At 39.8% G+C, this 24,378-nt stretch carries 22 protein-coding genes; 14 read left to right on the top strand and 8 right to left on the bottom strand.

The annotated features are described in order from the left end of the window. Positions 1-3 precede the first annotated feature (3 nt). From DIS06_RS12300 to DIS06_RS12290, 3 genes are all read left to right on the top strand, one after another. Entirely contained in the window at positions 4-216 is a 213-nt protein-coding gene (locus DIS06_RS12300) for a hypothetical protein (RefSeq protein ID WP_110113577.1), read from the top strand. A 69-nt stretch (positions 217-285) separates the two neighbouring features. Continuing rightward, positions 286-1,041 carry an SDR family NAD(P)-dependent oxidoreductase gene (locus DIS06_RS12295; protein WP_110113576.1) on the top strand — a complete coding sequence of 252 codons (756 nt, stop codon included), beginning with the start codon at positions 286-288 and terminating at the stop codon, positions 1,039-1,041. 248 nt (positions 1,042-1,289) lie between these two features. Then, positions 1,290-2,777 carry an alanine/glycine:cation symporter family protein gene (locus DIS06_RS12290; protein WP_110113575.1) on the top strand — a complete coding sequence of 496 codons (1,488 nt, stop codon included), beginning with the start codon at positions 1,290-1,292 and terminating at the stop codon, positions 2,775-2,777. A 66-nt stretch (positions 2,778-2,843) separates the two neighbouring features. Here DIS06_RS12290 and DIS06_RS12285 read toward each other — a convergent pair whose 3' ends face one another. Continuing rightward, the gene (locus DIS06_RS12285; RefSeq protein WP_110113574.1) at positions 2,844-3,617 is read right to left on the bottom strand and encodes a lipase family protein; all 774 of its coding nucleotides are present in this window, start codon (positions 3,615-3,617) and stop codon (positions 2,844-2,846) included. A gap of 278 nt (positions 3,618-3,895) precedes the next feature. Continuing rightward, complete coding sequence (locus tag DIS06_RS12280; RefSeq protein ID WP_110113573.1) at positions 3,896-4,348, bottom strand: ferritin-like domain-containing protein; 453 nt, start codon at positions 4,346-4,348, stop codon at positions 3,896-3,898. A gap of 144 nt (positions 4,349-4,492) precedes the next feature. Between DIS06_RS12280 and corA the strand changes: the two genes are divergently transcribed. Then, positions 4,493-5,458 carry a magnesium/cobalt transporter CorA gene (gene corA, locus DIS06_RS12275; RefSeq protein ID WP_110113572.1) on the top strand — a complete coding sequence of 322 codons (966 nt, stop codon included), beginning with the start codon at positions 4,493-4,495 and terminating at the stop codon, positions 5,456-5,458. Between the two features lie 182 nt (positions 5,459-5,640). Next, entirely contained in the window at positions 5,641-6,831 is a 1,191-nt protein-coding gene (locus DIS06_RS12270) for a DEAD/DEAH box helicase (protein WP_110113571.1), read from the top strand. A gap of 64 nt (positions 6,832-6,895) precedes the next feature. On the opposite strand, the gene DIS06_RS12265 is transcribed toward DIS06_RS12270, so the two are convergent. Further along, positions 6,896-8,401, bottom strand: a complete 1,506-nt coding sequence (locus tag DIS06_RS12265) for a Na+/H+ antiporter NhaC family protein (RefSeq protein ID WP_110113570.1) — start codon at positions 8,399-8,401, stop codon at positions 6,896-6,898. Between the two features lie 244 nt (positions 8,402-8,645). Beyond that, positions 8,646-9,161 carry a peptide-methionine (S)-S-oxide reductase MsrA gene (msrA, locus tag DIS06_RS12260; protein WP_110113569.1) on the bottom strand — a complete coding sequence of 172 codons (516 nt, stop codon included), beginning with the start codon at positions 9,159-9,161 and terminating at the stop codon, positions 8,646-8,648. A gap of 227 nt (positions 9,162-9,388) precedes the next feature. Between msrA and DIS06_RS12255 the strand changes: the two genes are divergently transcribed. After that, positions 9,389-10,816: an ATP-binding protein gene (locus DIS06_RS12255; RefSeq protein WP_110113568.1), complete on the top strand. Its 1,428-nt coding sequence runs from the start codon at positions 9,389-9,391 to the stop codon at positions 10,814-10,816. Between the two features lie 45 nt (positions 10,817-10,861). Here DIS06_RS12255 and DIS06_RS12250 read toward each other — a convergent pair whose 3' ends face one another. Beyond that, the gene (locus DIS06_RS12250; RefSeq protein ID WP_110113567.1) at positions 10,862-11,341 is read right to left on the bottom strand and encodes a hypothetical protein; all 480 of its coding nucleotides are present in this window, start codon (positions 11,339-11,341) and stop codon (positions 10,862-10,864) included. A 261-nt stretch (positions 11,342-11,602) separates the two neighbouring features. Here DIS06_RS12250 and helD point away from each other — a divergent pair, with 261 nt between their 5' ends. Next, positions 11,603-13,891, top strand: coding sequence for an RNA polymerase recycling motor HelD (helD, locus tag DIS06_RS12245; RefSeq protein WP_110113566.1), 2,289 nt, complete (start codon positions 11,603-11,605; stop codon positions 13,889-13,891). 333 nt (positions 13,892-14,224) lie between these two features. On the opposite strand, the gene mbcS is transcribed toward helD, so the two are convergent. Further along, positions 14,225-15,808: an acyl-CoA synthetase MbcS gene (gene mbcS / locus DIS06_RS12235; RefSeq protein ID WP_110113564.1), complete on the bottom strand. Its 1,584-nt coding sequence runs from the start codon at positions 15,806-15,808 to the stop codon at positions 14,225-14,227. A 195-nt stretch (positions 15,809-16,003) separates the two neighbouring features. Here mbcS and DIS06_RS12230 point away from each other — a divergent pair, with 195 nt between their 5' ends. Further along, positions 16,004-16,471, top strand: coding sequence for a GNAT family N-acetyltransferase (locus tag DIS06_RS12230; protein WP_110113563.1), 468 nt, complete (start codon positions 16,004-16,006; stop codon positions 16,469-16,471). Between the two features lie 379 nt (positions 16,472-16,850). Here DIS06_RS12230 and abc-f read toward each other — a convergent pair whose 3' ends face one another. Further along, the gene (abc-f, locus tag DIS06_RS12225) at positions 16,851-18,407 is read right to left on the bottom strand and encodes a ribosomal protection-like ABC-F family protein (RefSeq protein ID WP_110113562.1); all 1,557 of its coding nucleotides are present in this window, start codon (positions 18,405-18,407) and stop codon (positions 16,851-16,853) included. Positions 18,408-18,585: 178 nt separating this feature from the next. Here abc-f and DIS06_RS12220 point away from each other — a divergent pair, with 178 nt between their 5' ends. The 4 genes from DIS06_RS12220 (at position 18,586) to DIS06_RS12205 (ending at position 21,800) form a co-directional block, all read left to right on the top strand. Then, positions 18,586-19,005 (top strand): MaoC family dehydratase, encoded by a 420-nt coding sequence (locus DIS06_RS12220; RefSeq protein ID WP_239422046.1) that lies wholly within the window; start codon positions 18,586-18,588, stop codon positions 19,003-19,005. A gap of 102 nt (positions 19,006-19,107) precedes the next feature. Beyond that, positions 19,108-20,301, top strand: a complete 1,194-nt coding sequence (megL, locus tag DIS06_RS12215) for a methionine gamma-lyase (protein WP_110113560.1) — start codon at positions 19,108-19,110, stop codon at positions 20,299-20,301. A gap of 79 nt (positions 20,302-20,380) precedes the next feature. After that, the gene (locus DIS06_RS12210; protein ID WP_239422044.1) at positions 20,381-21,037 is read left to right on the top strand and encodes a cobalamin B12-binding domain-containing protein; all 657 of its coding nucleotides are present in this window, start codon (positions 20,381-20,383) and stop codon (positions 21,035-21,037) included. Next, positions 21,027-21,800: an STAS domain-containing protein gene (locus DIS06_RS12205; protein ID WP_162595969.1), complete on the top strand. Its 774-nt coding sequence runs from the start codon at positions 21,027-21,029 to the stop codon at positions 21,798-21,800. Before DIS06_RS12210 ends, DIS06_RS12205 begins: the two co-directional genes overlap by 11 nt. A gap of 45 nt (positions 21,801-21,845) precedes the next feature. Here DIS06_RS12205 and DIS06_RS20405 read toward each other — a convergent pair whose 3' ends face one another. After that, positions 21,846-22,013 carry a hypothetical protein gene (locus DIS06_RS20405; RefSeq protein WP_204166796.1) on the bottom strand — a complete coding sequence of 56 codons (168 nt, stop codon included), beginning with the start codon at positions 22,011-22,013 and terminating at the stop codon, positions 21,846-21,848. Between the two features lie 95 nt (positions 22,014-22,108). Here DIS06_RS20405 and DIS06_RS12200 point away from each other — a divergent pair, with 95 nt between their 5' ends. After that, entirely contained in the window at positions 22,109-23,044 is a 936-nt protein-coding gene (locus tag DIS06_RS12200; protein ID WP_110113558.1) for a D-2-hydroxyacid dehydrogenase, read from the top strand. Between the two features lie 183 nt (positions 23,045-23,227). After that, complete coding sequence (locus tag DIS06_RS12195; RefSeq protein ID WP_239422042.1) at positions 23,228-24,328, top strand: nitric oxide synthase oxygenase; 1,101 nt, start codon at positions 23,228-23,230, stop codon at positions 24,326-24,328. The last annotated feature ends 50 nt before the right edge of the window (positions 24,329-24,378 follow it).

Here is a 24,378-nt window from a genome sequence, read left to right as displayed (position 1 = left end):
TTGTTGGCTAGCCAAAATACAAGACGCTTTATGCGTATCGCTTTGTTAGTTGTTCCGCTCTTTTTTGCGGTTTGTGCGACGATTTCCACAACAACGGTCTTTATCGTTGAAGGTGCGAAGGGGAATTTACCATCACTTTGGGTGTTTTTCATAATTGTCGTACCGTTTTATGTATTTGTATGGATTTGTTTACGAATTAGAAAAAAGTTGCAGTAACAAGAAAATCATGTCATAAAAGAGCTAGTGAGCAACTAGCTCTTTTGTTGTAGAGAGGAGAGGGAAGAGATGAGATTAGAAGGGAAAACAGCGCTTGTGACAGGTGGTTCACGAGGGCTAGGAAAAACGATGAGCCTGGCGCTTGCGAAAGAAGGTGCAACGGTAATCGTTAATTATGTACATAGTGAAGAAGCGGCGAAGCAAGTAGTTGAAGAAATTGAAGCGCAACGTGGAAAAGCATTTGCCATTCAAGCGGATGTGACCGATGAAGACAGCGTGAAGTTTCTCATTCAGGAAATCTATCATTTGTCGGGAAATAATGTGGATGTGTTAGTGAATAATGCAACAGGGCCGCAGCCAGAACTTTCTATTGAACAGTCAACGTGGCAAGACTATGAAGATCAGCTTCTCTATTTTGTGAAAGCTCCACTTCTATTATTAAAAGAAGTGTTACCAGCGATGAAAGAGAAAGGACGAGGATCTATTATTAATATTGGGAGTGAAGTGGTTCAAACAGGGAATGCACACTTTTCTAACTACGTCACGGCCAAGTCGGCCATGCTTGGCATGACACGATCGTGGGCGAGTGAATTAGGATCTTTTGGCATCCGCGTTAACCTTGTGAATCCTGGGTTTACACCGGTAGAACGTCATCAACATGTCGCTGCAGATGCGATTGAGGAGTATCGAAAACAAGTACCTTTACAGCGAATGGGTACACCTGAAGATATTGCGAACGCCGTTGTTTATTTAGCATCAGAGGAGTCTAGTTTTGTAACAGGACAAAGTCTATCTATAAACGGTGGTCATACATTTAGCATATAAGACAAGTAGACAGGTGTTAGGTTTTATCACCTGTCTTTTTCGATTTACTCGTTCGCTTCCTCCTTTTTTCATGGGAAATCCTCAAAAAGAGGTTGAATATAGGAAGTTAGAAAGATTTTGTAAGCGTTACCGATGATTTGTCGATGATTTTATGTCAGGAAAGATAACACTTCATGTTGTCTTATGAAGCATGTTGATTTATAATTCTTAACAGATAGAAAATTCAGAATATAAAAGGGGGATATTGTGTGGAACAACTGGTGGGAAAGTTGAATGAGATTTTGTGGAGTCAGCCAATTATTTATGCTTGTCTTGTGATTGGGTTATTATTTACGATTTTAACGCGTTTTTTACAAGTCAGGCATATTAAAGACATGGTTACACTTATGTTTAAAGGGAAGAGTTCAGAAGCTGGTGTATCATCGTTTCAGGCATTATCAATTGCATTATCAGGTCGTGTAGGAACAGGTAACATTGCTGGAACAGCGACTGCTATTGCATTTGGTGGACCAGGTGCAGTATTTTGGATGTGGACAATCGCATTTATCGGGGCATCAAGTGCTTTTATCGAGTCGACATTAGCCCAAATTTATAAAGTAAAACAAGATGGTCAATATCGCGGGGGACCCGCTTATTACATTGAAAAAGGAATTGGGTGGAAATGGTATGGTACGCTATTTGCAATTGCAGCGTTACTTGCAATGAGCTTACTTATGCCAGGGATCCAATCAAACTCCATTGCATTAGGGTTAGAAAATGCATTCAGTATTAGCCCGACCGTTACGGCTTCTATTTTAGTTGTATTATTAGGAATTATTATCTTTGGTGGAGTAAAGCGTATCGCAACAGTAGCTCAATATGCTGTACCGTTCATGGCACTTGGTTATATTTTATTATCATTAGTTATTGTAGCAGTGAACATCACCGAATTACCTGGTGTTTTAGCACTTATTTTTAAAAGCGCATTTGCATTAGATTCAGCATTCGGTGGAATTGTCGGATTGGCGATTTCATGGGGAGTAAAACGTGGGATTTATTCAAATGAAGCAGGTCAAGGGACAGGGCCTCACGCAGCGGCGGCGGCCGAAGTATCTCACCCAGCGAAACAAGGGTTAGTGCAAGCATTCTCTGTTTACATTGATACGTTATTAGTTTGTTCAGCAACAGCATTCATGATTTTATTTACAGGGATGTACAATACGCAAGCACCAGATGGTACATTCATTGTCAATAACCTAGGTGATGTAGCGGCGGGTCCAGCTTATACACAAGCTGCGATTGAGTCAGTCATTCCTGGTTTTGGAGCAGGATTTGTGGCTGTTGCATTATTCTTCTTTGCTTTCACAACGATTATGGCTTACTACTACATCGCAGAAACCAATATTGCGTATTTAACAAGAGGTAGAAGCAATAAATGGCCGATGGTGGCGTTAAAGGTTGTGTTATTAGGCGCAACATTCTACGGAGCAGTTAAAACAGCTGACCTTGCGTGGGCGTTAGGTGATGTAGGACTCGGTTTGATGGTTTGGTTGAACTTAATTGCTATCCTGATCTTAGCGAAGCCAGCACTTGTGACATTAAAAGATTATGAGCAACAAAAGAAACAAGGCGTTGATCCTGTGTTTGACCCGGTGAAACTTGGTATTAAAAATGCAGACTACTGGGTGAATGACTACAAGTATCAAGATGATACACCTTCAAAAGTGAAGAAAAGTGATAACACGTTTACAAGCTAATAAATAAGATAGGTAGACCATCATACGTACCCTTTTGAAAGGGAGTATGGTGGTCTCTTTTTGTGTTTAAAAGAATGGACTGACATAATACCGGCTCAGACAAGGGTTATCGGCTAAGCTGTTAATGCCCGTCTCATACATCTCAGCCATGTGATTATTTGTGATCGATCCTGTTTGAATGGTGAATGAGATGGCGGCCGGCACATGCTCGTAATACCATGTTTTACTTGTAAATGGGTAGCGGAAGACAGGTGGAGGTACTTCGGTGACGACGTCTTCTGTATTGGCAAACCGCTTGCTTTCGCGTACATGTAAGCAATAACTTGTCACAAAGGTAGGATCGCCAACGCGTGGGCTGCCGTAGTTGTACATCGTTACTTGCTGAAAGGGTCCATTCACTGACACGTCAAGGGCGTGAAGCGTTGCAAGGGCACCGCCTAAGCTATGGCCAGTAATGTAGAGTGGTTTGGATGATGAAAGAGAGCGATAAGCATTAAACACCTCGCTCCGTAGAGAATGATAAATGGCTAAAAATCCACCATGTACATAGCCACAACTTGATGCATACGGAAAAGGAAGCTGAAACGCAGACGCGTCAGCCAACCAATCTAAATCCGATTGGGTGCCACGAAAAGCAATGACGACCTCGTTTTCGCTTTCTATGATAAAGCCAAACCATTCACGTTTACCAAATGCTTTTCCTTTGAAGGCCTTTACTAATGAGAAGCCTGTGGGAACGTTTACGAGTCCATCATGTTGATATTGTAAATATGTTTCAGCCGACAGTTGCAGTAAAAACAAGGCAAGCTGTTTATCATAACAAGGAAGAGAACGGTACATAGGTTGAGCACCTCATTTCATGACATTATTCCTACTAACGTATGAAGGGACGCCTAGATGTGTGCCCTGTTATCTAAAATAGGCGAGAAAACCCCCATCTTCAAGGAATGTGGAGGGCGAAGCACAATGAGTAAGTGGGGGTAGTTCAAGAATCTAAAAATGTCACATGATTGAAAGAGGTGTCACGTGACATTTTTAAAACTTATTATGAAGAGTGTAAGAGGTATAGATCATGCTCGGTTTTGTAGATCGACTCTCACAACGCGAAGAAAAAGATGTTACAAGTAGGAATTAATACTTTGGAAAATTTGCGCGTGACGTTGCTCGTCGTTTGCTGCGCGTAAAAAGCGATTTTGAATCATTGGATTCGGCACACGACTGGCGATGCTTTGGTAAAAGGGAACGGTTTCTGCTTCGTCTTTAATGGACTCACGTACCCCTTTTTTAAACGATTTTGGTAAGTCCACATCTAATGAAATTTTAGGATAGTCACCTGTCAATTCAGTATAAGATCGTGCGAAGCTTGAAAAGTGCCGGATTTCATCTTGGCGCACACCAAGCACGGCTTGACGGAACTGCTCATTTGGCGCTAATTTGGCAAGTTGTGTGTAATATTGAATTGCTGCAAACTCATCGTTAATGGCTTTTGTCATGTCTTTTAATAGCTGTTCGGTTTGACGATTGTCTATTTCATAGTGATTGTATGGAGTGGTTTGGTTGTACTCATACATAGTGAAATAGCCTCCTTTTTAAAAACTTTATGGTCATCATATGCAGGAGTAGGCATAAACGTACGCCTAAATATGAAAAGAAGTTTAGAGTGAGGAGGTAGAGGGAATAGATAATTCTACAACGAACAAGTAAGAGGGACATGTATGATTACGATTTTAGCGAAAACCAAAGATAATCGAATAATCGAACTTGCCACACTACAGCAAGCACGTAGCGAAGAGTTGAGTTGGTATTGGGTTCATTTTGAAGATCCGACAAACGAAGAGCGCACAGTGCTCACAGATCAGTTTTCATTTCACCCGCTTGCGGTAGAAGATTGTTTTAATCAAGGTCAGCGAGCGAAATTAGAAGTGTACGATGATTACTATTTTATGGTGTTCAACGCATTAGATCAGAAAGAACTAGAGAAAATGGAAGTTCACGCTTTCATTGGTAATGGCTTTCTTGTGACGTATCAAGTGGATGCTGTGCACAATGTAAAGACAGTATGGAATAAAGTGAAAAGTGGAATAAAAAAGCCTCAAGATTCATGGGGAATTGTGTACGAGCTATTAGATAGCTGCGTGGATGATTATTTTCCCCCGATTTATGAAGTGGAAGACCGAATTGATGTGGTGGAAGAAAATGAAGCGGAAGAGCCTATGGATGAATTGATGAAAGGCTTATATGAGATTCGTAGTGATCTTTCTCGCATGAGACGAGTGCTCCATCCAATGCGTGATTTACTTTACCGCATTTTATCGCTTAGTGCGTTAAAAGAAAAAGAACAAATTCGGTACTTTACTGATATTTATGACCATTTATTAAACATGATTGAAATTGTGAATGGTAATCGAGAGTTATCGAACGACATTCGTGAAAGCTATATGTCCATTAACTCCGACCGTATGAATTCCATTATGTTTACGTTAACAGTGATGTCTTCGATTTTCTTACCGCTTACGTTTATTGCGGGATTATATGGTATGAACTTTTCTTACATGCCAGAGTTAACAGGTAAGTATAATTACTTTATTGTGCTGGGCATTATGGGTGTAATGGTTGTAGGAATGATTTTTGCTTTTTACAAAATGGGCTGGTTCAAATTCCGAAAAGGACCAAAGTTATAAAAGAAGAAGCCTGTCATTTGATCTTTGAACAAGATTGAACGAACAGGCTTCTTTTGGTGAAAAGGAAACGTCTAATGGAACGCGTTGTTGTCATGAGAGAGAGCAATGGTGTATCATAATTGAAGTCTGACTAATGAGCATAATAACGTTTATCATAAAGATCAATTTTAAAGGAGAATTCCATGAGTGATTTCATTTCAACATTAAAGCCTTTTTTACAAGAGGCATGGCAGAAGGCTGCGTTTGAAGAACCAACTGTCATTCAATCGAAAACGATTCCGATGATTTTAGAGAAACAAGACGTGATTGCCCAATCTCCAACAGGAACGGGGAAAACACTGGCTTATTTACTACCATTGTTAAACGAAATTGACGTAGAAAAGAAGCATGTACAAGCGGTTGTGTTAGCTTCGTCACATGAGTTAGTGATGCAAATTCACGGCGAGATTCAGACATGGGCGCAAGGAAGCGGCATTGTGAGTGCATCGTTTATTGGTGGAGCGAATATGAAGCGCCAACTGGAAAAATTAAAGAAGCGTCCACAAATTATCGCAGGTACACCTGGTCGTGTTCAAGAACTAATTAAATCCAAGAAATTAAAAATGCATGAAGTAAAAACAGTTGTCATTGATGAAGGGGATCAACTGTTAGTTCCGGAACACATGAATACCGTTGACCACATTATTAAATCAACCTTAAATGACCGTCAGTTATTGTTGTTCTCGGCAACATTACCTGAACATACAGAGAAGTTGGCAAAAGAGATGATGAAAGATGCAACAGTCGTTCAAGTGAGTAACGATGAGCTACCGACACCGAAAGTGGACCATATTTATTTCGTATGTGAGTTACGTGACAAAGTGGACCTTGTGAGACGTCTAGCGAAAATGGATTCGTTTAGAGGGTTAGGATTTGTGAAAGGCATTGAAACGTTGTCTGCGTTTGAACAAAAGCTAAAGTATGAAGATGTGTCACTTGGTGTGTTGCATAGTGAGACGAAAAAAGATGACCGTAAAAAAGCAATGCGCGCTTTCCGTGATGGAAAGTATCCGTTGTTACTAGCAACAGATGTAGCGGCTCGTGGTTTAGATATTAAAGGATTAACGCATGTCGTTCACGTGGATATGCCACAAGACATTGATCAGTACATTCATCGTTCCGGTCGTACAGGACGAGCAGGTGCATCCGGTACTGTTATTTCAATTGTGACAGAGCGTGAAGAGCGTGTATTAAAACAATACGCACGCGAATTAAACGTTCCACTTGCCAAAAAGACATTATACATGGGTCAAATTGTTGATGATCAAGAACGTAAAGAATTACGAACAACTGAAAAACAGAAACAAAAAAGACGTACGATGAAAAAACGTTAACGTGAAAGGGTGAGAAACAGGTTTGTTGTCCTAGTTCCTCACCCTTTTTGTTATATCAAAATAATTATTCCTGGAGTTTTTCGTACTCTTCTTTTGTTAACTCTTCGCCGTTTTTACCTGAGAAGCGCAATCCCCAACCAGTAATGGTCACGATAAACATGACAATTAATAAAAACCAAGCCTGAAACACATAGGGAAACACTTCTGTTGGGCCCACAATTGGGATAAAATCGTATTCCTTTGCTGCACCTTTAATGGTCGACCAGGCGAGTAGAACGCCTCCGCTCCACGGGAAAATGTAGCCGAGAGAAGAGGAAACGGTATCTAATAAATTAGCGCGTCGATATGGATGAATGTTAAACTCTTTGCCTAGATTGCGAATGAATGGACCGGCTGTAATCTCTGCTGCTGTATTAATAGTGATAAAGACATTTAAGAAAGCCACAATCGCAAACATAGACATTTCTGCTCTTCGGACAACACCGTTAATGATTTTTAAAAAGAACGATTTAATAATGTCCATTGTTCCGGCTACATCCAACAAATGAGCAGCTGCTAAAATAAACAGGATAAGAATCGCCATATTAAAATAGCCACTAATTCCGCTCATCAGTGCCCCACCTACAACGGGATCTCCAGCTTTGTTTTTCGAGAAGTTAATAATCTCAGAAAAAGGTGTTCCAATTAAAATCATCACAACAATCGATGAGACAATTCCCCACGTTAATGAGGTAAGAAGATGTCGTCCTGTTAGTGCGAGCACCAAGACCAGCAAGAAAGGTATTAACATAAACAATCCTGCCGGAGAAACTTTCTCTTGAAGTTCTGCTAACACTTGTTGATTCCCAAACCCTTCACCACCGCCACCAAGAATGACAAACATAATAAGAGCGGGAATTGCTGCGGCGATTGAATATTTAAAACGTGAACGCACCACACCAGGTACATCTGCTTCTTGGGTTGTAGCGGAAATGATAGTCGTATCAGAAACAGGAGCCAAGTTGTCACCAAAGACTGCTCCGCTTAAAATCGAAGCAAGTAAAATGACAGGATCTGCTCCTAAAATAATGCCTGCGGGAAACATGAGAATACCAAATGTCGCAACTGTTCCGAACCCTGTTCCGACCGCTGTTGAAAACAAAGCTGATAGTAAAAAGGTTAAACCAACAATGAGTCCACCTTTTAAATTGGTCTGAAATCCCACCCAAATGAGTCCTTCTACAAGCCCTCCAGCTGCTAGAAGCTTCGCGAACATACCTGCCCAAAACCAAGCGATAACGGCAATAACTCCGATTGGTTGAGCCATTCCAGCAAACAGTGCTTGTGCGTAGTTTTTCCACTTAGACTTACAAAAGAAAAGCCCCACTGCAATTCCAATGACAATTCCGAGAACAAGTGCTTCTTCTGTAACTAGCTGCATTACACTTAATGTAATGGCCCAAATAATGAAAAAAACAAGGGGGATCGTAGCGATGAATGGTCCTCCGTAAAAGTGAAGAGTTTTAATTTCGTGTTCACCGATCGCTTCATTTGCCGCTTGATTTTGTTTCTTCTTCTCTGATTTTTTCAAAGGTGGTTCCCCCTCTAGCCGATTTATCACGAGACGTTCAAAATGGTTAAGTCGTCTTTTAGTATGAATAAAGGGAATTGGTTTTATGCAGGAGGAGCAAGAGAGAGGAGGATATTATAGTAGAAAAATAAAAGAGCTGAATTGAAAGAGACAAAAGTGCTCTCATTCAGTTCAGCTCAAAAACATGCTGTGTTGCATGTTAATCTTTGTTTTACGAACAGAGTTCATTTTATTTATTCAGAAATTATTTCCAGTTTTCGTTGATGAACTCGTCACGACCAGAGGCGGCGCGGTCTTCTTTGTAATGTTTTGGATTCTTTTTATGATAATCTTGGTGATACTCTTCTGCTGGATAGAACGGTGTAGCAGGTAAAACCTCCGTCACGATTGGCTGTTTAAAGCGTCCGCTTGCCGCTAGTTCTGCTTTCGTTTTCTCAGCAGCTTCTTTTTGTTTGTCGTTGTGATAAAAAATCGCAGCGCGGTATTGAGGGCCACGATCTTGGAATTGACCTTCTGCATCGGTTGGATCAATTTGTGGCCAATATAGCTCAAGTAGCTTTTCATACGGAAATACGTCAGGATCAAACGTAATTTGAACAACTTCATAATGACCTGTTGTCCCTGTTTTGACTTGCTCATACGTAGGGTTTTCAACATGACCGCCTGAATAACCTGATACAATTCCGTGAATACCGTCTAGCTCTTCAAATGGCGTCACCATACACCAGAAGCATCCACCAGCAAATGTTGCTTTTTCCATCCTTCATCCCTCTTTTACTGATTAATTATGAGTTATTATAACAGAAGGCCTTAAAACAGTTAAATAATAAGAATTGAGTGGAAAAGAAGTTATATTGAAATAAAAATAAAGGGAATGGATAAATTATCATTGTGTCTTTTCGGTGTAACGTGCAGAGACCTGTTCAAAAAAATGATAAAATAAGCTTTATATAATAAAAAGATTGATAATAGTAGAGGGAGATTACGTTGGATAAATACGAAATAGATGTATCATCTGCATTACAGGACAATGTAATATTAGAGCATTATGGGTTAAATGAGCTTAATTTTGAAACGGTAAGTAGTTACCGTGGGCGATTTGCAGCGGATAAACCTAACCACCCTTGGAACGGACTAGAGACGAAAGAGTTTCTTTATAAAATAGGGGCGTGGGGGAAGGTGCGTAATACTAGTAAAGAAGGGCTAACACTGGCTGGATTACTCATGTTTAGTGAAGAAAGAGTGATTACAGAAGTGTTACCACAATACTTTTTAGAGTACCGAGAGTGTTCGGATTCCGAACAAGACGAGTGGACGACGCGGTTTACTTCTCAAGATGGAACGTGGTCTGGCAATGTGTATGATTTTTATTTTCGTGTCATGGCGCATGAACGTGAACAAATGGACGAGAATGGATCAATCGCTTCCTCTTTTCATGAAGCACTTATGAATGCAATTGTTCATTGTGATTACAATGGAGAAGGTGGCGTTGTGATTGAAAAGAACTCAGCAGCGTATCGCTTCTCTAATCCAGGTCTTTTACGGATTAATCACGATCAAGCATTTGAAGCGACCATTAGTAACTTACGAAACCCTATTTTATTTAAATTGTTCGGCTTTATTCATCTTTGTAAGCGTGCAGGTTCTGGTTTGAAAATAATATCCACAACTTATACACATAATCATGATACTCAACCGGAACTTATTCAAGATTCACAAATGCAACGTACACAACTAGAGCTACCTATCGTGTCTTCTCAAGAAGGACAACACCATCGTTTTTGGAAAGACACTCTCGAAGAAATCGCCATTACAGACATGGGAAATAATGTCGACACTGTCGATTTTAATCAAAAAAAGACAGAGATTTATGTCGAACAGAACTCCGTTAATAAAAGTGAAGACTCCTATAATAATGAGGTTTACTCCAGTAACAACAATAATAAGTCCTATAATAACCAAATTAAGTCCGCTATTGATGAAGTTAACTTATATAATAACGATGAAAATCCCTATAAAAAACAGAATTACTCCTATAATAATGAGGTTAACTCCGATAATAAAAAACATAACTCCTATAATAGTAAGGGTTATTTAGAAGAAGAAAACAAACAGAAGGATTCATTAAAAACCGACATAATAGAAGATCATTCCTCCGTTGATGAGGTACTTTGGAAGACTGCTCAATTGGCTCGTGAGAAAAAGCGATTAAAGCCCAGTATGATGGAAGACATCTTAGTGCGGCTTTGTGAGCAAAAGCCACTCATGTTAAAAGAGTTAGCGGATTTAGTCGCGAGAACGCCTGATGGTTTACGAAACAATTATCTTGCGAAGTTATTAGATGAAGGAAGAGTGTCGTTGAAATATCCTGATCAGCCAAATCATCCGAAACAAGCTTACTTAGTGAAGGCATAAAAAAACAAGGTCAGTCGAATTTATCGATTGGCCTTGTTAAACTTCTTATTCAACGACATCACAGGGCTTTCCGTAACGAAGCACGGTGTAAATCGCTTTTCCATCGCTCATATGCTTGTCAGAATATTGAACAGGTAAGAGCGAAAAGAAAGCAAAGTAAAAGGAAAAATAGCCAAACTGATAAAAAAACAAATGCGGCGCTAGAATATCATGCATAATGAGCATGTTGATAATGAATACAGACATCATGTTAAAAATGGAGCCCCCTGCATAGATGCATGCATGGGTAAAGCGTGTGTTCACCTTTAGGTTAGAGTAATTGCAAAATGAGTCGAGAAAGTAAATCTTTTTTACTTCTAGTGGACCAAGTTTAACGAGTGTGCTACCTCGTCCTAGTGTGAGAGAGATGTTTCCACCGAATAAAGCAGCAAAAGCCATGTGTCCAGTTTGGTGGATCAGGGAGACAATCGGTAAAATAAGAAAGAAACCCCAGAAAAATGTTTGTAAATCTTCTGCATTGAACATGATGACGCCTCCTGTTTAAAAGTGATGGCATGTGAGCAGGTTTAAATAATGTAAGATAAAAGTTTGCACGTTATATTAAACTTTTTTAAATAAGTTCATAGTACGTTTTTTTCCTCTATTTTTCGTCTTAAACGCTTTATTTGTTTTCCATTTAAAGGAACATCGGCTATACTAGATATACATGAACAAAAGACGCAAGAGCCATGAATGACGGTTACGCATTCATGTTTTTTTCTGTCTAGATTATGAAGGGGTGAAGGGATGGTTGCGATGAAACACCCAGATTATGAAACAGAGAATGAATGGTTAACGTTTGCGAAGCAGTACATGGAGATTGTCATTCAAGCGTCAGAGTCAAGTGAAGATCAGTTTAAACAACATTTAAAACAAGCACTAGATGGCATTGATTTTAAAGATAGTAGTTTTAGTTACATGAACATGTTAACGAACTCAAACCTTTTAAAAAGAACGAGTGACGAAGTGAAAAAGTTAAAGAGATTTCGAAACAAACCCTATTTTGCGCGAATCGATTTTCGTCGTGATGAGACAGGTGAAAAAGAAGAACTATATTTCGGGAAAGTGTCCCTTTTTGATAAAGAAACACAAAAGCCAATTATTGTAGATTGGCGCTCTCCGATTGCGAATCTGTACTATGATGGTCGATTAGGTGATGTAGCGTATGAGGCAGAAGGCGATGAATACAAGGGTCATCTTTCACTAAAGCGTCAATTTATTATTGAAGATGGACAGCTAGAAGAGATTCGCGATGTAGACCTCACGACAACAGATGAACTGTTACAGCAATCGCTATCTGGTAATGCAAGTAACCGATTAACCGATATTGTGTCGACAATTCAAGAAGAACAAAACAGCATCATTCGTGCAGATTTAAACAAACCAATTATCGTGCAAGGAGCAGCAGGGAGTGGAAAGACGACCATTGCACTTCACAGGATTTCATATTTTATTTATACATACGCCGAGCACTTTCTTCCGCAGCAACTCATGGTACTCGCACCGAACCGTCTGTTTATTGATTACATTTCAGACGTGTTGCCGGAGCTTGGTGTGGACAATATTCTGCAGACGACGTTTGTTGATTATGTGAAAAAGTGTTTAGGTAAACCTGTGAAACTAAAGCATTCAGATGAAAAGCTGCTGGCATTCTTAAATAAAGAGTATGAAAATCCGAATCAAATGCAGTGGCTTTCTTCGTTTAAAGGATCACTTCCGTTCCGTGATATGGTTGACCGTTATTTAGAGGATGTTTTACAAACATTGCTACCGAAAGACGACTTTTTCGTGGCGAACTTTCGTTTATACAAAGCAAAGAAGATTCATCATTTGCTGTGTGAAGAATATGCGTATTTACCTTATTACAAGCGGATTGATAAGGTGAAGCGAGTGCTTCAAAATTATGTACGCACAGAAAAGAAAGAGATGATCAAGCGAGTGACTGCTTTTTACGATCAAAAACTTGAAAAAGCACTGTTTCAATATGATGAATCCCCTCAGCGGAAAGCTTATGTGTCGAAAGCGTTAGATAAAAAGGAAGAAGCGTTAAAGAACATTCAATCCGGTGTGAAAACAGCAGTGACCGCCTACATAAAAAAGCTTCCTCATCATGATGTGTTCTACTATTATAAGCAGCTTGTGACGAGTGAAAAACTTATGAAAAAGTACGCGGGTGACGTACTGACGAATGAGCAAGTCGCATTTTTTTGTCAGTATCAAACGGAACTGCACGAAGAAAAGATGTATGAAGTAGAAGATTTAGCCCCTTTATTGTACTTGCAAGGGAAACTTTATGGCATTAAAGAAGAGCTACAAGTAAAAAATGTGGTAGTGGATGAAGCGCAAGATTATAGTTATTTTCAACTATATGCGTTAAAAAGCACGCTGCAGACGGATATGTTTACAATTGTTGGTGACTTAGCGCAAGGTATTCATTCGTATCGAGGTATTCAAGATTGGAGGATTGTGCAACGCGAGATCTTACCGAGAGCCACGTATAAAACACTACAAAAAAGCTATCGTACGACGGTTGAAATTATGAATACAGCGAATGGTGTGTTGCAGTTGTTAAATTTACAATTGCCGACCGTTGAACCCGTTGTTCGTCACGGATTAAAACCGAGGTTTCAGCTAATGAGTGAAGAGGCGAACGATTCCATTGCATCGCTAGAACGTACGATTGAACAATTATATGAAGAAGGGCATCAAACAATTGCGATTATTAATAAGACAAATCGAGAATGTAAGAAGATGGCACAGTGGTTTAAGCGCTATTCAACGAAAAATGTTCAACTGTTAAAAGAAAATGAAGAGATTAATAAAGAAGCGGTAGTCATTGTGAGTTCGCATCTATCAAAAGGGTTAGAGTTTGATGCGGTCATCATTTGTTTAGTAGATGAAGTGTATGAAGACAATGAGATTGATATTAAGCTTCTATATGTATCCATGACAAGGCCGTTGCACCGACTTGTTTTATACGGGAAGAGAGAAGAGGACTTGCTGCTAGACCGGATTGACGGGGAATTGTATGACTAAACCGTCCTTTCTAAAAGAGAGTAGATTGTTGAAACTTGTTTGTGGTTCATTGGAGCAGAAGGTGCGAGACTCCTGCGGGAGCCGAGACAGGTGAGACCAAACAAGAGCTTACAAATAGGAGGCTTACCGCACGCCCCGCGGAAAGCGAGCAACCTAGAGCGGAAAAGAACCATGACCCACTACTCATTCGTTCAAAAGAAAATGGACAGATAGAACAAAAAAAGAAGGAGCTGACTCCGAATCAGCTCCCATTCAACTAAGGGGGAATACATTTATAGTATTGCCCCTTTTTAATTGTTTATACATGTCTTTTATGTTTCATAGACAAATAGTTTATACATTTGCTTTTGCGAGTTCATTTTGGCGCAATTCGATGCGGCGAATCTTGCCTGATGTTGTTTTCGGTAAATCTTTGACGAATTCGATTTTACGTGGATACTTGTATGGAGCGGTTAATTCTTTTACGTGTTCTTGTAAAGTAGGAATTAACTGCGCATCGTTTTCGTCGATGTCATCTTGAAGTACGACGAACGCTTTGACGATGCTACCACGAATTTCATCAGGGCTTGCGACAACTGCACATTCTTTTACGAAAGGATGTTTCACAAGTGCATCTTCTACTTCAAATGGCCCGATTGTGTAGCCAGAACTAATGATAATATCATCACGTCGACCTTCAAACCAGAAATAGCCGTCTTCATCTTTACGAGCGCGGTCACCAGTAATGTAGTAATCGCCTCTAAACTGCATCGCTGTACGCTCGGCATCTTTATAGTATTCTTTGAATAAAGCAGGTGTTGATACGTGAACGGCAATATCACCTACTTCGCCAATTGGACATACGTCGCCGTCATCGTTAATAACTTCAACTTGGTTTCCTGGTGTTGGTTTCCCCATTGATCCAGGCTTAATTTCCATTCCTTTTAACACACCAACAAGAAGTGTGTTTTCCGTTTGGCCGTAGCCATCGCGCACTTCCACGTTAAAGTGTTTTTGGAATGTGTCGATGACTTCACGGTTTAACGGCTCACCTGCAGAAACAGCGCTGTGAAGAGCTGTTAGTGAATAGTGGTGAAGACCATCTACTTTCGCCATTAAGCGGTATTCAGTTGGTGTACAACACAGTACGTTTATTTGATAGTCTTGTAGAAGTTGTAAATATTTCTTTGGTTCAAATTTACCCTGATAAACATAGCCAGTCGCCCCGCTACCTAAAACCGATAAGAACGGACTCCAAATCCACTTTTGCCAACCAGGTCCAGCTGTTGCCCATACTTTATCGCCTTCATTAATTGCGAGCCAGTGTTGAGCAGCAGTGCGTAAATGTGCGTATGCCCATCCATGTGTATGTACAACACCTTTTGGATTGCCTGTTGTACCAGATGTATAGGAAAGGAATGCATGACTATCACGCTTTGTATCTGCTAGTGGAAGTTCACCAGATTGTTTGACTGCTTCCTCTTCTAGTGAATACCACTCATCTTGTGTACCATCTACGATAAATTTTTGTAATTCATCGTACTCATTAAGGCCTTTGAATTCTTCTACGTACGGTGCAAAAACAACTAATCCCTTCACATCCCCATGTGTCACACGATATTGTAAATCTTTTGTACGTAGCATCTCAGAGCTCGGAATGACCACAAGCCCCGCTTTTAAAGCGCCTAAATAAACGGCATATGCATCAATTAAGCGAGGAATCATGACTAACACTTTATCACCAATTGTTAACCCTTTTGATAATAAAGCGCTTCCAAAACGATTCGCTTTTTCGAGAAGGTGAGCATATGTAATCTCTTGCTTTTCTCCTTCTTCGTTCTCCCATTGAAGTGCTAGCTTTGTCGGGTCTTGTGCGAATTTTTCTACCTCACTTACAAGATTGTACAGATCTGGAGCAATAAGTTCATCTCTTAGCATACATTTTCCCCCTTTGTTAGCTTTCTCTTAAATTATACAAAATATTTAGATTTTTTAAACAGTTAATTCGTATAATCATTCAAGAAAATTCGACAAGGATAGTTGAATGTATTGTCGAATTCCTTATGTGGTAGGGTAGGAGAACTAATATGATAAGGGAAAGTAGTATTTTTATTGAGAGAAAAGAGGGGTTCGATGAGTGAAGTGACACTTCGGTTAGTAAATGAAAAGGAGTTTAATCAATTTTTAGAAGAAGAAAAAGTACGTTACGCTCATAATGTTGCAAAAAGTCGCAACATATCGTTTGAAGAAGCGTTTGAAAGAGGGAGTAAGCAAATTGAGGAGCTACTTTCAGAAGGAATTCATACGCCCAGTCATTATGTGTTTTTAGTAGAAGGACAAGAACAGGTTATTGGAAACGTATGGCTTTATATTAATGAAGAAAATCACAGTTCATTTTTGTACAATATCTTTATTGATGAAAACAAGCAAGGAAAAGGATTTGGAACAGCTGCGTTAAAAGAAGCCGAGAAGTGGTTAAAAGAAAAAGGTGTAAAATCATTTGGTTTACACGTTTTCGCTCACAACACAGGCGCAAAACGACTCTACGAACGACTAGGCTTTGAAGTTACCAGTGTCAATATGATGAAGAAGTTTAATTAGAATAGAAAAACGAGTAACACATAAAAAGAGACTGGTACATAAGTGTTTCAGTTGATAAGATATCCGAACTATTTTGAGTTATATACTCTTGATAATTCAGATGTTTTTTGATTAAAGAAACAAGTTTAAAAGAATAGTGGAATGGAGCGCAATGGAATGAACTTGTTGTTGCAACCTAACAATTATAGAAACGTCATTGTTCGTTTTTGAGAAGGAATTATTTCATTATGTCCCACCCACCGTAAGACAAATAGCTGTAATCTCCCATCGCTATGTCAACAATACAAACGGTTATCCAGTCATTCTACAAAGTTCCCTCAAAGGTCTAAATCAAGAGGGATGACGGCTCTTCCGTCATCCCTCTTGATTTAATATCAATTTAAAACAATTTAGTTGTCCATGACTCGCAGTTCCAAACATCTGTCACCACATCTTGATAAAATTCAGGTTCGTGACAAATGATGAGGATGCTTCCTTTGTATGCTTTTAACGCACGTTTTAGTTCGTCTTTTGCATCGACGTCTAAGTGGTTCGTCGGCTCATCGAGTACTAAAATGTTTGTTTCGCGGTTGATGAGTTTGCATAGGCGTACTTTTGCTTTTTCTCCACCACTTAACACTTCGACTTTACTTTCAATGTGTTTCGTTGTTAATCCACATTTCGCAAGAGCTGCGCGCACTTCGTATTGCGTGAATGATGGAAACTCATTCCATACTTCATCAATACATGTGTTGTAGTTGGCATTTTTAATTTCTTGCTCGAAGTAGCCGATTTCTTGGTAATCACCTTTTTCAACAGAACCAGAGAGGGGGCTAATTTCACCAAGGATACTTTTTAAAAGAGTCGTCTTTCCGATTCCGTTTGCGCCCATTAACGCAATTTTTTGACCGCGTTCCATGCGTAAGTTTAACGGTTTTGATAGTGGCTCATCGTATCCAATGACCAAGTCTTTTGTTTCGAAAATTAACTTACTAGACGTTCGAGCTTCTTTGAAGTTGAATTCTGGCTTTGGCTTTTCATGCGCAAGCTCAATCATATCCATTTTATCGAGTTTCTTTTGACGAGACATGGCCATGTTTCGGGTTGAAACACGCGCTTTGTTGCGAGCAACGAAGTCTTTTAAGTCAGCAATTTCTTGCTGTTGCTTTTTATAAGCAGATTCTAGTTGTTGCTTTTTCATTTCATAGACTTTCATAAAGTCATCATAGTCTCCAACGTAACGATTTAGCTCTTGGTTTTCCATATGATAAATTAAGTTGATGACGCTATTTAAGAATGGGATATCATGCGAAATTAACACAAAGGCATTTTCGTATTCTTGTAAATAACGCTTTAACCACGTAATATGCTGCTCATCTAGATAGTTGGTTGGCTCATCAAGTAGTAAAATGTCTGGCTTTTCAAGTAAGAGCTTTGCGAGTAAGACTTTTGTACGCTGACCACCACTTAAATCGTGTACATCACGTTCAAGACCGATGTCTTCAAGGCCAAGTCCACGTGCAATTTCTTCTACTTTCGCATCAATAATATAGAAATCATTGTTTGTTAAGCTATCTTGAAGGACACCCACTTCTTCAAGTAATTGTTCAAGTTCTTCAGGTGTGGCTTCACCCATTTTTTCATAAATCTCGTTCATTTCTGCTTCCATGTCAAATAAGTACTGAAACGCACTTTTTAACACGTCGCGAATGGTCATGCCTTTTTCAAGTACTGTGTGCTGATCAAGGTAACCAACACGTACTTTTTTGGCCCATTCTACTTTTCCAGCGTCAGGTTCTAACTTACCTGTAATAATATTCATAAAGGTTGATTTACCTTCACCGTTTGCTCCAATTAATCCGATGTGCTCACCTTTTAAGAGACGGAATGAAACGTCGTTAAAAATGGCGCGGTCACCGAAGCCATGGCTTAAGTTTTTGACTGTTAACACACTCATGTTTACACATCCTTGAAATTTATTTAAAACGTACAACGTTATGCGACAAATGGTTTCACAAACTCGATTATATATGAGTTTCTTGGACTTTTAAACTAATTTCTAGACCTATGTAGAAGAGAATAATTGGAACAGTCAAGCGATATATATGGTAGGGAAGGAAGAAGGAGGAAATCATGTGCGATATGAGGATATTCAAGTAGGAGATTGCGCTTCATTTTCAAAGACGATTAGTGAGAGTGATATTTATCAGTTTGCAGGTATAACGGGTGACTTTAATCCGGTCCATGTGGATGCGGAGTATGCAGAGCAGACGATGTTTAAAGAGCGAATTGCTCATGGATTGCTGACAGGAAGTTTTATTTCGACTGTGCTTGGGATGAAGTTACCAGGGCCAGAATCCATTTATCTGTCACAAACTTTTTCATTTAAGGCACCGGTTAAAATAGGTGACACCATTACGGCGAAAGTGACAGTGTTAGAAAAGAAAGAGGCGAAACGGATTATGAAGGTGAAAACAGAGGTGTATAACCAATTTGATAGCCTCGTCATTGATGGAGAAGCAGTAGTGATGAAGTTAGTAAGTAAAAGGCGCTAATGATGAGCGTCTTTTTTATATCTAAAAAGAAAACGCTTTCAAAAGGCGTTGTGCTCACATAATATAGAAGGTGAGGGTCGTTTATGTTAAGGGGGAGAAGAAATGAAAAAACGGTTTGAAACATCAGTCATTCACGGGGGATATGATTCAAAGGAGCATTTGGGAAGTTTAACGGTTCCTATTTTTCAAACGTCTACGTTTACATTTGATACCGCAGAACAAGGGGAAAAGCGGTTTGCAGGGGAAGAGAACGGGTATATTTATTCAAGACTTGGAAATCCAACAGTTACGGTATTAGAAGAGACGATCGCGACGTTAGAAGGAGGAGAGGTTGGCTTAGCCTTTAGCTCTGGGATGGCTGCTGTATCGGCGGTTTTGCTTGCTTTAACGAAAGCGAATGATCATTTAATTTGTTCACCTGGATTATATGGATGTACGTTTGGATTATTAAAATTAATGAATGAAAAGTACAACATTTCTCATGAATTTTGTGCGATGCAAAATGAAGAACAAATTCGCCAGGCCATTCTTCCTGAAACGGTCTGTATTTATGTCGAAACGCCCATTAATCCGACCATGAAAATGATTGACCTTGAGATGGTGGTGCGAGTCGCAAAAGAGTACAACATAAAAGTCGTCGTCGATAATACCTTTTCCTCTCCTTATCTGCAGCAACCACTTACATTAGGATGCGATGTGGTTGTGCATAGTGCAACGAAATACATTTGTGGTCATGGAGATGTAGTGGCAGGCTTAGCTGTTGGAACGGCTGCACTCATGCATGAAGTGGCGATGACCACTCAAAAAGACATTGGTGGTATTATTTCTCCATTTGATGCGTGGTTGTTGTTGCGAGGAATTAAAACGCTACCTGTCAGGATGGATCGTCATTGCGCAAATGCGATGCAACTTTATCAAGCGTTAAAAGAACATCCGAAAGTAAAAGCTGTTTACTATCCAGGAGATAAAGAACACGCTGATTATGAGATTACGAGAAAACAAATGAAACACGGTGGCGGATTGATTTCATTTGAAATAAACGGCACAAAACAAGATGCTCAGAATTTTCTAAATGCTTTACGAATGGTGAAAATTGCGGTGAGCCTTGGTGATGCAGAAACGTTGATTCAGCACCCTGCGACGATGACTCATTCGGTCATTCCTGCTGATGTGCGAGAACGGATGGGGATTACGGATCAATTGATTCGGTTATCTGTTGGACTTGAAGCGTGGGAAGATATATGGGAAGATTTAAATCAAGCATTCTATCAAATTAAGATGGCCGAAACGGTATAAAACATCCTTTCTAGGGCGAGTGGTTTTGCTCGCTCTAGAAGAGTTTCATACATACTTTTCGTTCTAAAGAGGTGTTTCTTTGTATTTACATGTTGAAAAGCTAGCGAATCTTCTTTTACAAGGAGATGAGGATCGTGCGTGGAAGCTAATTTTAGAAGAACATCGTAAAGGTATGAGTAGTGTAACGCTGTTTCAGGAGCTGATTGCGCCATCCATGACGTATATTGGTGAGCTGTGGGAAACGAATGAAATAAAAGTGGCGGATGAGCATTTAGCAACGATGACGTGCGATTATTTGCTTTCTCGTTATCAAATGCTTCAACAGAAAGATCAAAACAAACAACATGTGAAAAAAGCCATGTTTTTATGCCTTGAAGATGAACAACATTACCTCGGAATCAAGATGGTTTCGCTTTTGTTTGAAGAGCATGGGTGGGATACACAGCTTCTTGGAGCGAATCTTCCACTTGAATATACACTTTCAGCGGCAAAAAAGTGGAAGCCTGATGTGATTGGTTTATCGTTTAGCATTCTCTATCATGCGACCAAACTTTCTGAATATGTGATAGAATTGGAGCAGTTAGACCATAAACCAATGATAGTCATTGGTGGTAGATTAGTCTCTCATTATGATTTTTCAAATTATAGCCAAAACCAAACAAAAGTTATTCAGTCTCTAACAGAACTAAGTAATTGGTTGAGCTATGACAAGGGAGGAAAGAAGGTTGTCGACTAACAAATATTTACCTCTTCCCTATTTCAAGATCAATTCTTCCTTTGAGATTCTAGACGTTTCAGATTGTGCGAAACAGACATTTCACATTGGACGTCAATTCTTAGATTTGGTAGATGATGAAAGTAAAGAAAAAGCTAAAAATCATCTTTTACAAAGCGAAGAATTAGAAACAGAGCTTGTCTTGAAAACAAACCGGTCACCATTTGCCCTATTTAAAGTATGTACGAACTGGGTAGCAGAGATTGGACACATTCTTTGTATTGAACAAGATCAACATATTGAGAACTTAATGAAAAAGGTAAATGAGCATAGACAGCGGTTAGAGGAAACGGACATGGCTCTTCTTTTAAAAAAAGAGGAATTAGAAAAGTCACTACAACGAATTATTTTACTGTCAGGTCCAGCGATTCTATTATCGAAGGATACGGTGTTAATTCCGTTATTTGGTGATTTAACAAAAGAACTCATTGAAGGTAATCGCAACAAGTTGTTAAATAGTATAGACAATGAAGACGTTGAGCGCGTCATCATCGACTTTCAAGCAATTGGGTCGCTAGACGAAGAAGGCATTAAGGTGTTTGTTAAATTAATTGCTGACTTTAAGCTGATGGGTGTAACTCCTTATCTTTCAGGTTTAACACCTAAACATGCTGTGACGTTAAATCAAATTGAGATGGATGTAGAAATCGAGTATCTATCGAATTTAATGGAAGCTGTTAATCGGTTTCTTGTGCAACCGTCTTTACAACTATCTGTAAATTAAAAAAAGCGTATGTTCACGATTGTGGGCATACGCTTTTTGTGTCCATTATTCGTCGCTGGCAAGGGTAGTAGCGGATTGGTTCTTTTCAGGTAATGGATCGATCCGGGTCGAGTCTTCACTGTGTAACGCGTTGCGGACAAAGTGAAGGAATACACCTCCGAGCAATAATAAAAGCAAGACTAATGATAGTGTGGCAAGCCAAAGTGTTAACATAGTATCGCCTCCCTTTTGTACACTTATATGCTAGAACAATGATTTTCTTTCCTTCATAATGAGAGAAAGGTAGAACGTAAAAGGGAGATGGGAGCATGAACATTGAACGTATTTTAGTGACGGGACGATTATATAAAGAAATTGAACACATCGTGGAACAGAAGTCACTTCATCAAGAATTTCGGTTTCTTGCAGAAGATGAAATAGGGAAAGAAGATGTGCAGTGGGCAGATGCTTATGTAAGTTTTGGACCAACTGAACAGATGAGTAATTATAAAGGTGTAAAATGGGTGCACTCGTTAGGTGCCGGCGTAGATTCCTTTTTAAGAAGGGGAACGTGGGATGAAGAAGTGTTATTAACGCGAACGATTTGTTCATTTGGTCAGCGAATGAGCGAATATTGCTTAAGTTATGTATTGAGGGATGTGCAACAGCATGATGTCTATGCGAAGCAGCAAAAACAAAAGGAGTGGCATTCACTTGCACCTGTTATGTTGTCGACTCAAACGGTTGTGATTTACGGAACCGGTGAGATTGGGTCGCACATCGGACGGGTGTTATCACAGTTAGGCGTCACCGTCTATGGAGTGTCAGCAAGTGGGGCTCAAAAAGATGGATTTAAACAAGTGGTGTCTCGTTCTAATGAGAACGAAGTGGTAAATGAAGCGAACTGGATCATTAGTACACTTCCATTGACGTCAGAAACAAACAAGATATTTAATGAAGCATTTTTTAGTCAGTTGCGGTCTGCTTGTTTTATGAATGTAGGGCGAGGTGGCACTGTAGAGCTAGAAGCATTACGAAAAGCGCTTGAGACAGGATTTGTTCGTCAAGCGGTGCTTGATGTGTTTGAAGAGGAGCCTTTGCCAAAAGATTTGTGGTTGTGGAATCATCCGAATGTGGCTGTGACGCCGCATATTTCAGCAGTGACAACGCCAGAAGAAGCGGTTGCTTGTTTCGTTGATACGTTAGAGCGAATTGAAAAAGGACAACCTCTTTCTAATAAAGTAAATGTGCAAAGAGGATACTAAAAAGGTTCATGAAATTGAAAAGGATCGGTGCGTGTTTCGTATAAGCAGAATGTTATACTTAAATAGATGAACTGAAAGAGTGTGAGTGCTATCATGTCAGATTCTTTCGAGGTTTGAGAGAGTTTAAGCAAGTATGCGTTCTCTCTTTTTACGAAGTGATGTTTTAGCTAGGAGGAAATCGTCGTGAGTGAACAACGTCTGCTTTATGAAGAGGCAGAGCATTTTATAACCATTTGCTATGAAGAGTTTGGAAAGACGAGTGAGCAAATTCAAGCAAGATTAGCTGATATAAAAGAAGAAATTAACGTACATGGGACATATACGCATACGTTTGAAGAGATTGAGCATGGGGCGCGGTTAGCATGGCGAAATAGTAATAAATGCATTGGTCGTTTGTTTTGGCAGTCGCTTCAGGTTATCGATGCGCGGTCACTGCAAGATGAGAAAGCCATTTTTCACGCGTTAGTGGAGCATATTGACTATGCCACAAACAACGGAAAGATTCGCCCAACGATTACGGTGTTTCAACCAAAGGTGAACGAACAAGATCAAGTACGAATCTGGAATCATCAATTGCTTCGTTATGCTGGATACGAAACAGAATATGGCATAATAGGAGATCCTGCATCACTTGCGTTTACGAAAGTATGTGAGGAACTTGGCTGGCAAGGAGAAGGTACTCATTTTGATTTGCTTCCGCTTGTGATTCAAGTGAACAATCAACAGCCAAAGTGGTATGAGATTCCAAAAGACGTGGTGATAGAAGTACCGATTCAGCATCCAGAGCTTGCGGCGTTTAATGAGCTTGGTATTAAGTGGTATGGGGTGCCAATCATTTCAGATATGCGTCTTGAAATTGGCGGCATCGACTATGTGGCGGCTCCGTTTAACGGATGGTACATGGAAACGGAAATTGGCGCGCGTAATTTAGCAGATGAGTATCGTTATAATTTACTGCCAAAAGTTGCAGACATGATGGGGCTGAATATGAGCTCAAATGCAACGTTATGGAAAGATAAAGCGCTGATTGAGCTAAACATTGCGGTTTTACAATCGTTTAAAGAAAAAGGAGTTAGTATTGTCGATCATCATACAGCCGCTCAACAATTTAAGTTGTTTGAACAGCGTGAACAACAAAGTGGCCGCGATGTCACAGGTGACTGGACGTGGCTCATCCCACCTGTTTCACCCGCGACGACGCACATTTTTCATAAGTCGTATCGAAATGAGATTGTAACGCCAAATTATTTTTATCAGGACCAGCCATTTGAGAATCAGAACTAGCAGATGATTTATATACCTTGCCTTTGACGTTTAGCACCGTCTTTGGGCAA

The sequence above is a fragment of the Bacillus sp. CGMCC 1.16541 genome (assembly GCF_003184905.1).
Taxonomy (GTDB): Bacteria; Bacillota; Bacilli; order Bacillales; family Bacillaceae_H; genus Priestia.
This window is presented reverse-complemented; position numbering and strand designations above follow the sequence as displayed.

Coding starts and splice junctions, on each gene's coding strand:
- msrA (WP_110113569.1), bottom strand. CDS start 9,161: ATGGAAAAAGCAACATTTGCTGGTGGATGCTTCTGGTGTATGGTGACG.
- DIS06_RS12200 (WP_110113558.1), top strand. CDS start 22,109: ATGAACATTGAACGTATTTTAGTGACGGGACGATTATATAAAGAAATT.
- DIS06_RS12270 (WP_110113571.1), top strand. CDS start 5,641: ATGAGTGATTTCATTTCAACATTAAAGCCTTTTTTACAAGAGGCATGG.
- DIS06_RS12280 (WP_110113573.1), bottom strand. CDS start 4,348: ATGTATGAGTACAACCAAACCACTCCATACAATCACTATGAAATAGAC.
- mbcS (WP_110113564.1), bottom strand. CDS start 15,808: ATGCTAAGAGATGAACTTATTGCTCCAGATCTGTACAATCTTGTAAGT.
- corA (WP_110113572.1), top strand. CDS start 4,493: ATGATTACGATTTTAGCGAAAACCAAAGATAATCGAATAATCGAACTT.
- abc-f (WP_110113562.1), bottom strand. CDS start 18,407: ATGAGTGTGTTAACAGTCAAAAACTTAAGCCATGGCTTCGGTGACCGC.
- DIS06_RS12250 (WP_110113567.1), bottom strand. CDS start 11,341: ATGTTCAATGCAGAAGATTTACAAACATTTTTCTGGGGTTTCTTTCTT.
- DIS06_RS12230 (WP_110113563.1), top strand. CDS start 16,004: ATGAGTGAAGTGACACTTCGGTTAGTAAATGAAAAGGAGTTTAATCAA.
- DIS06_RS20405 (WP_204166796.1), bottom strand. CDS start 22,013: ATGTTAACACTTTGGCTTGCCACACTATCATTAGTCTTGCTTTTATTA.
- helD (WP_110113566.1), top strand. CDS start 11,603: ATGGTTGCGATGAAACACCCAGATTATGAAACAGAGAATGAATGGTTA.
- DIS06_RS12295 (WP_110113576.1), top strand. CDS start 286: ATGAGATTAGAAGGGAAAACAGCGCTTGTGACAGGTGGTTCACGAGGG.
- megL (WP_110113560.1), top strand. CDS start 19,108: ATGAAAAAACGGTTTGAAACATCAGTCATTCACGGGGGATATGATTCA.
- DIS06_RS12285 (WP_110113574.1), bottom strand. CDS start 3,617: ATGTACCGTTCTCTTCCTTGTTATGATAAACAGCTTGCCTTGTTTTTA.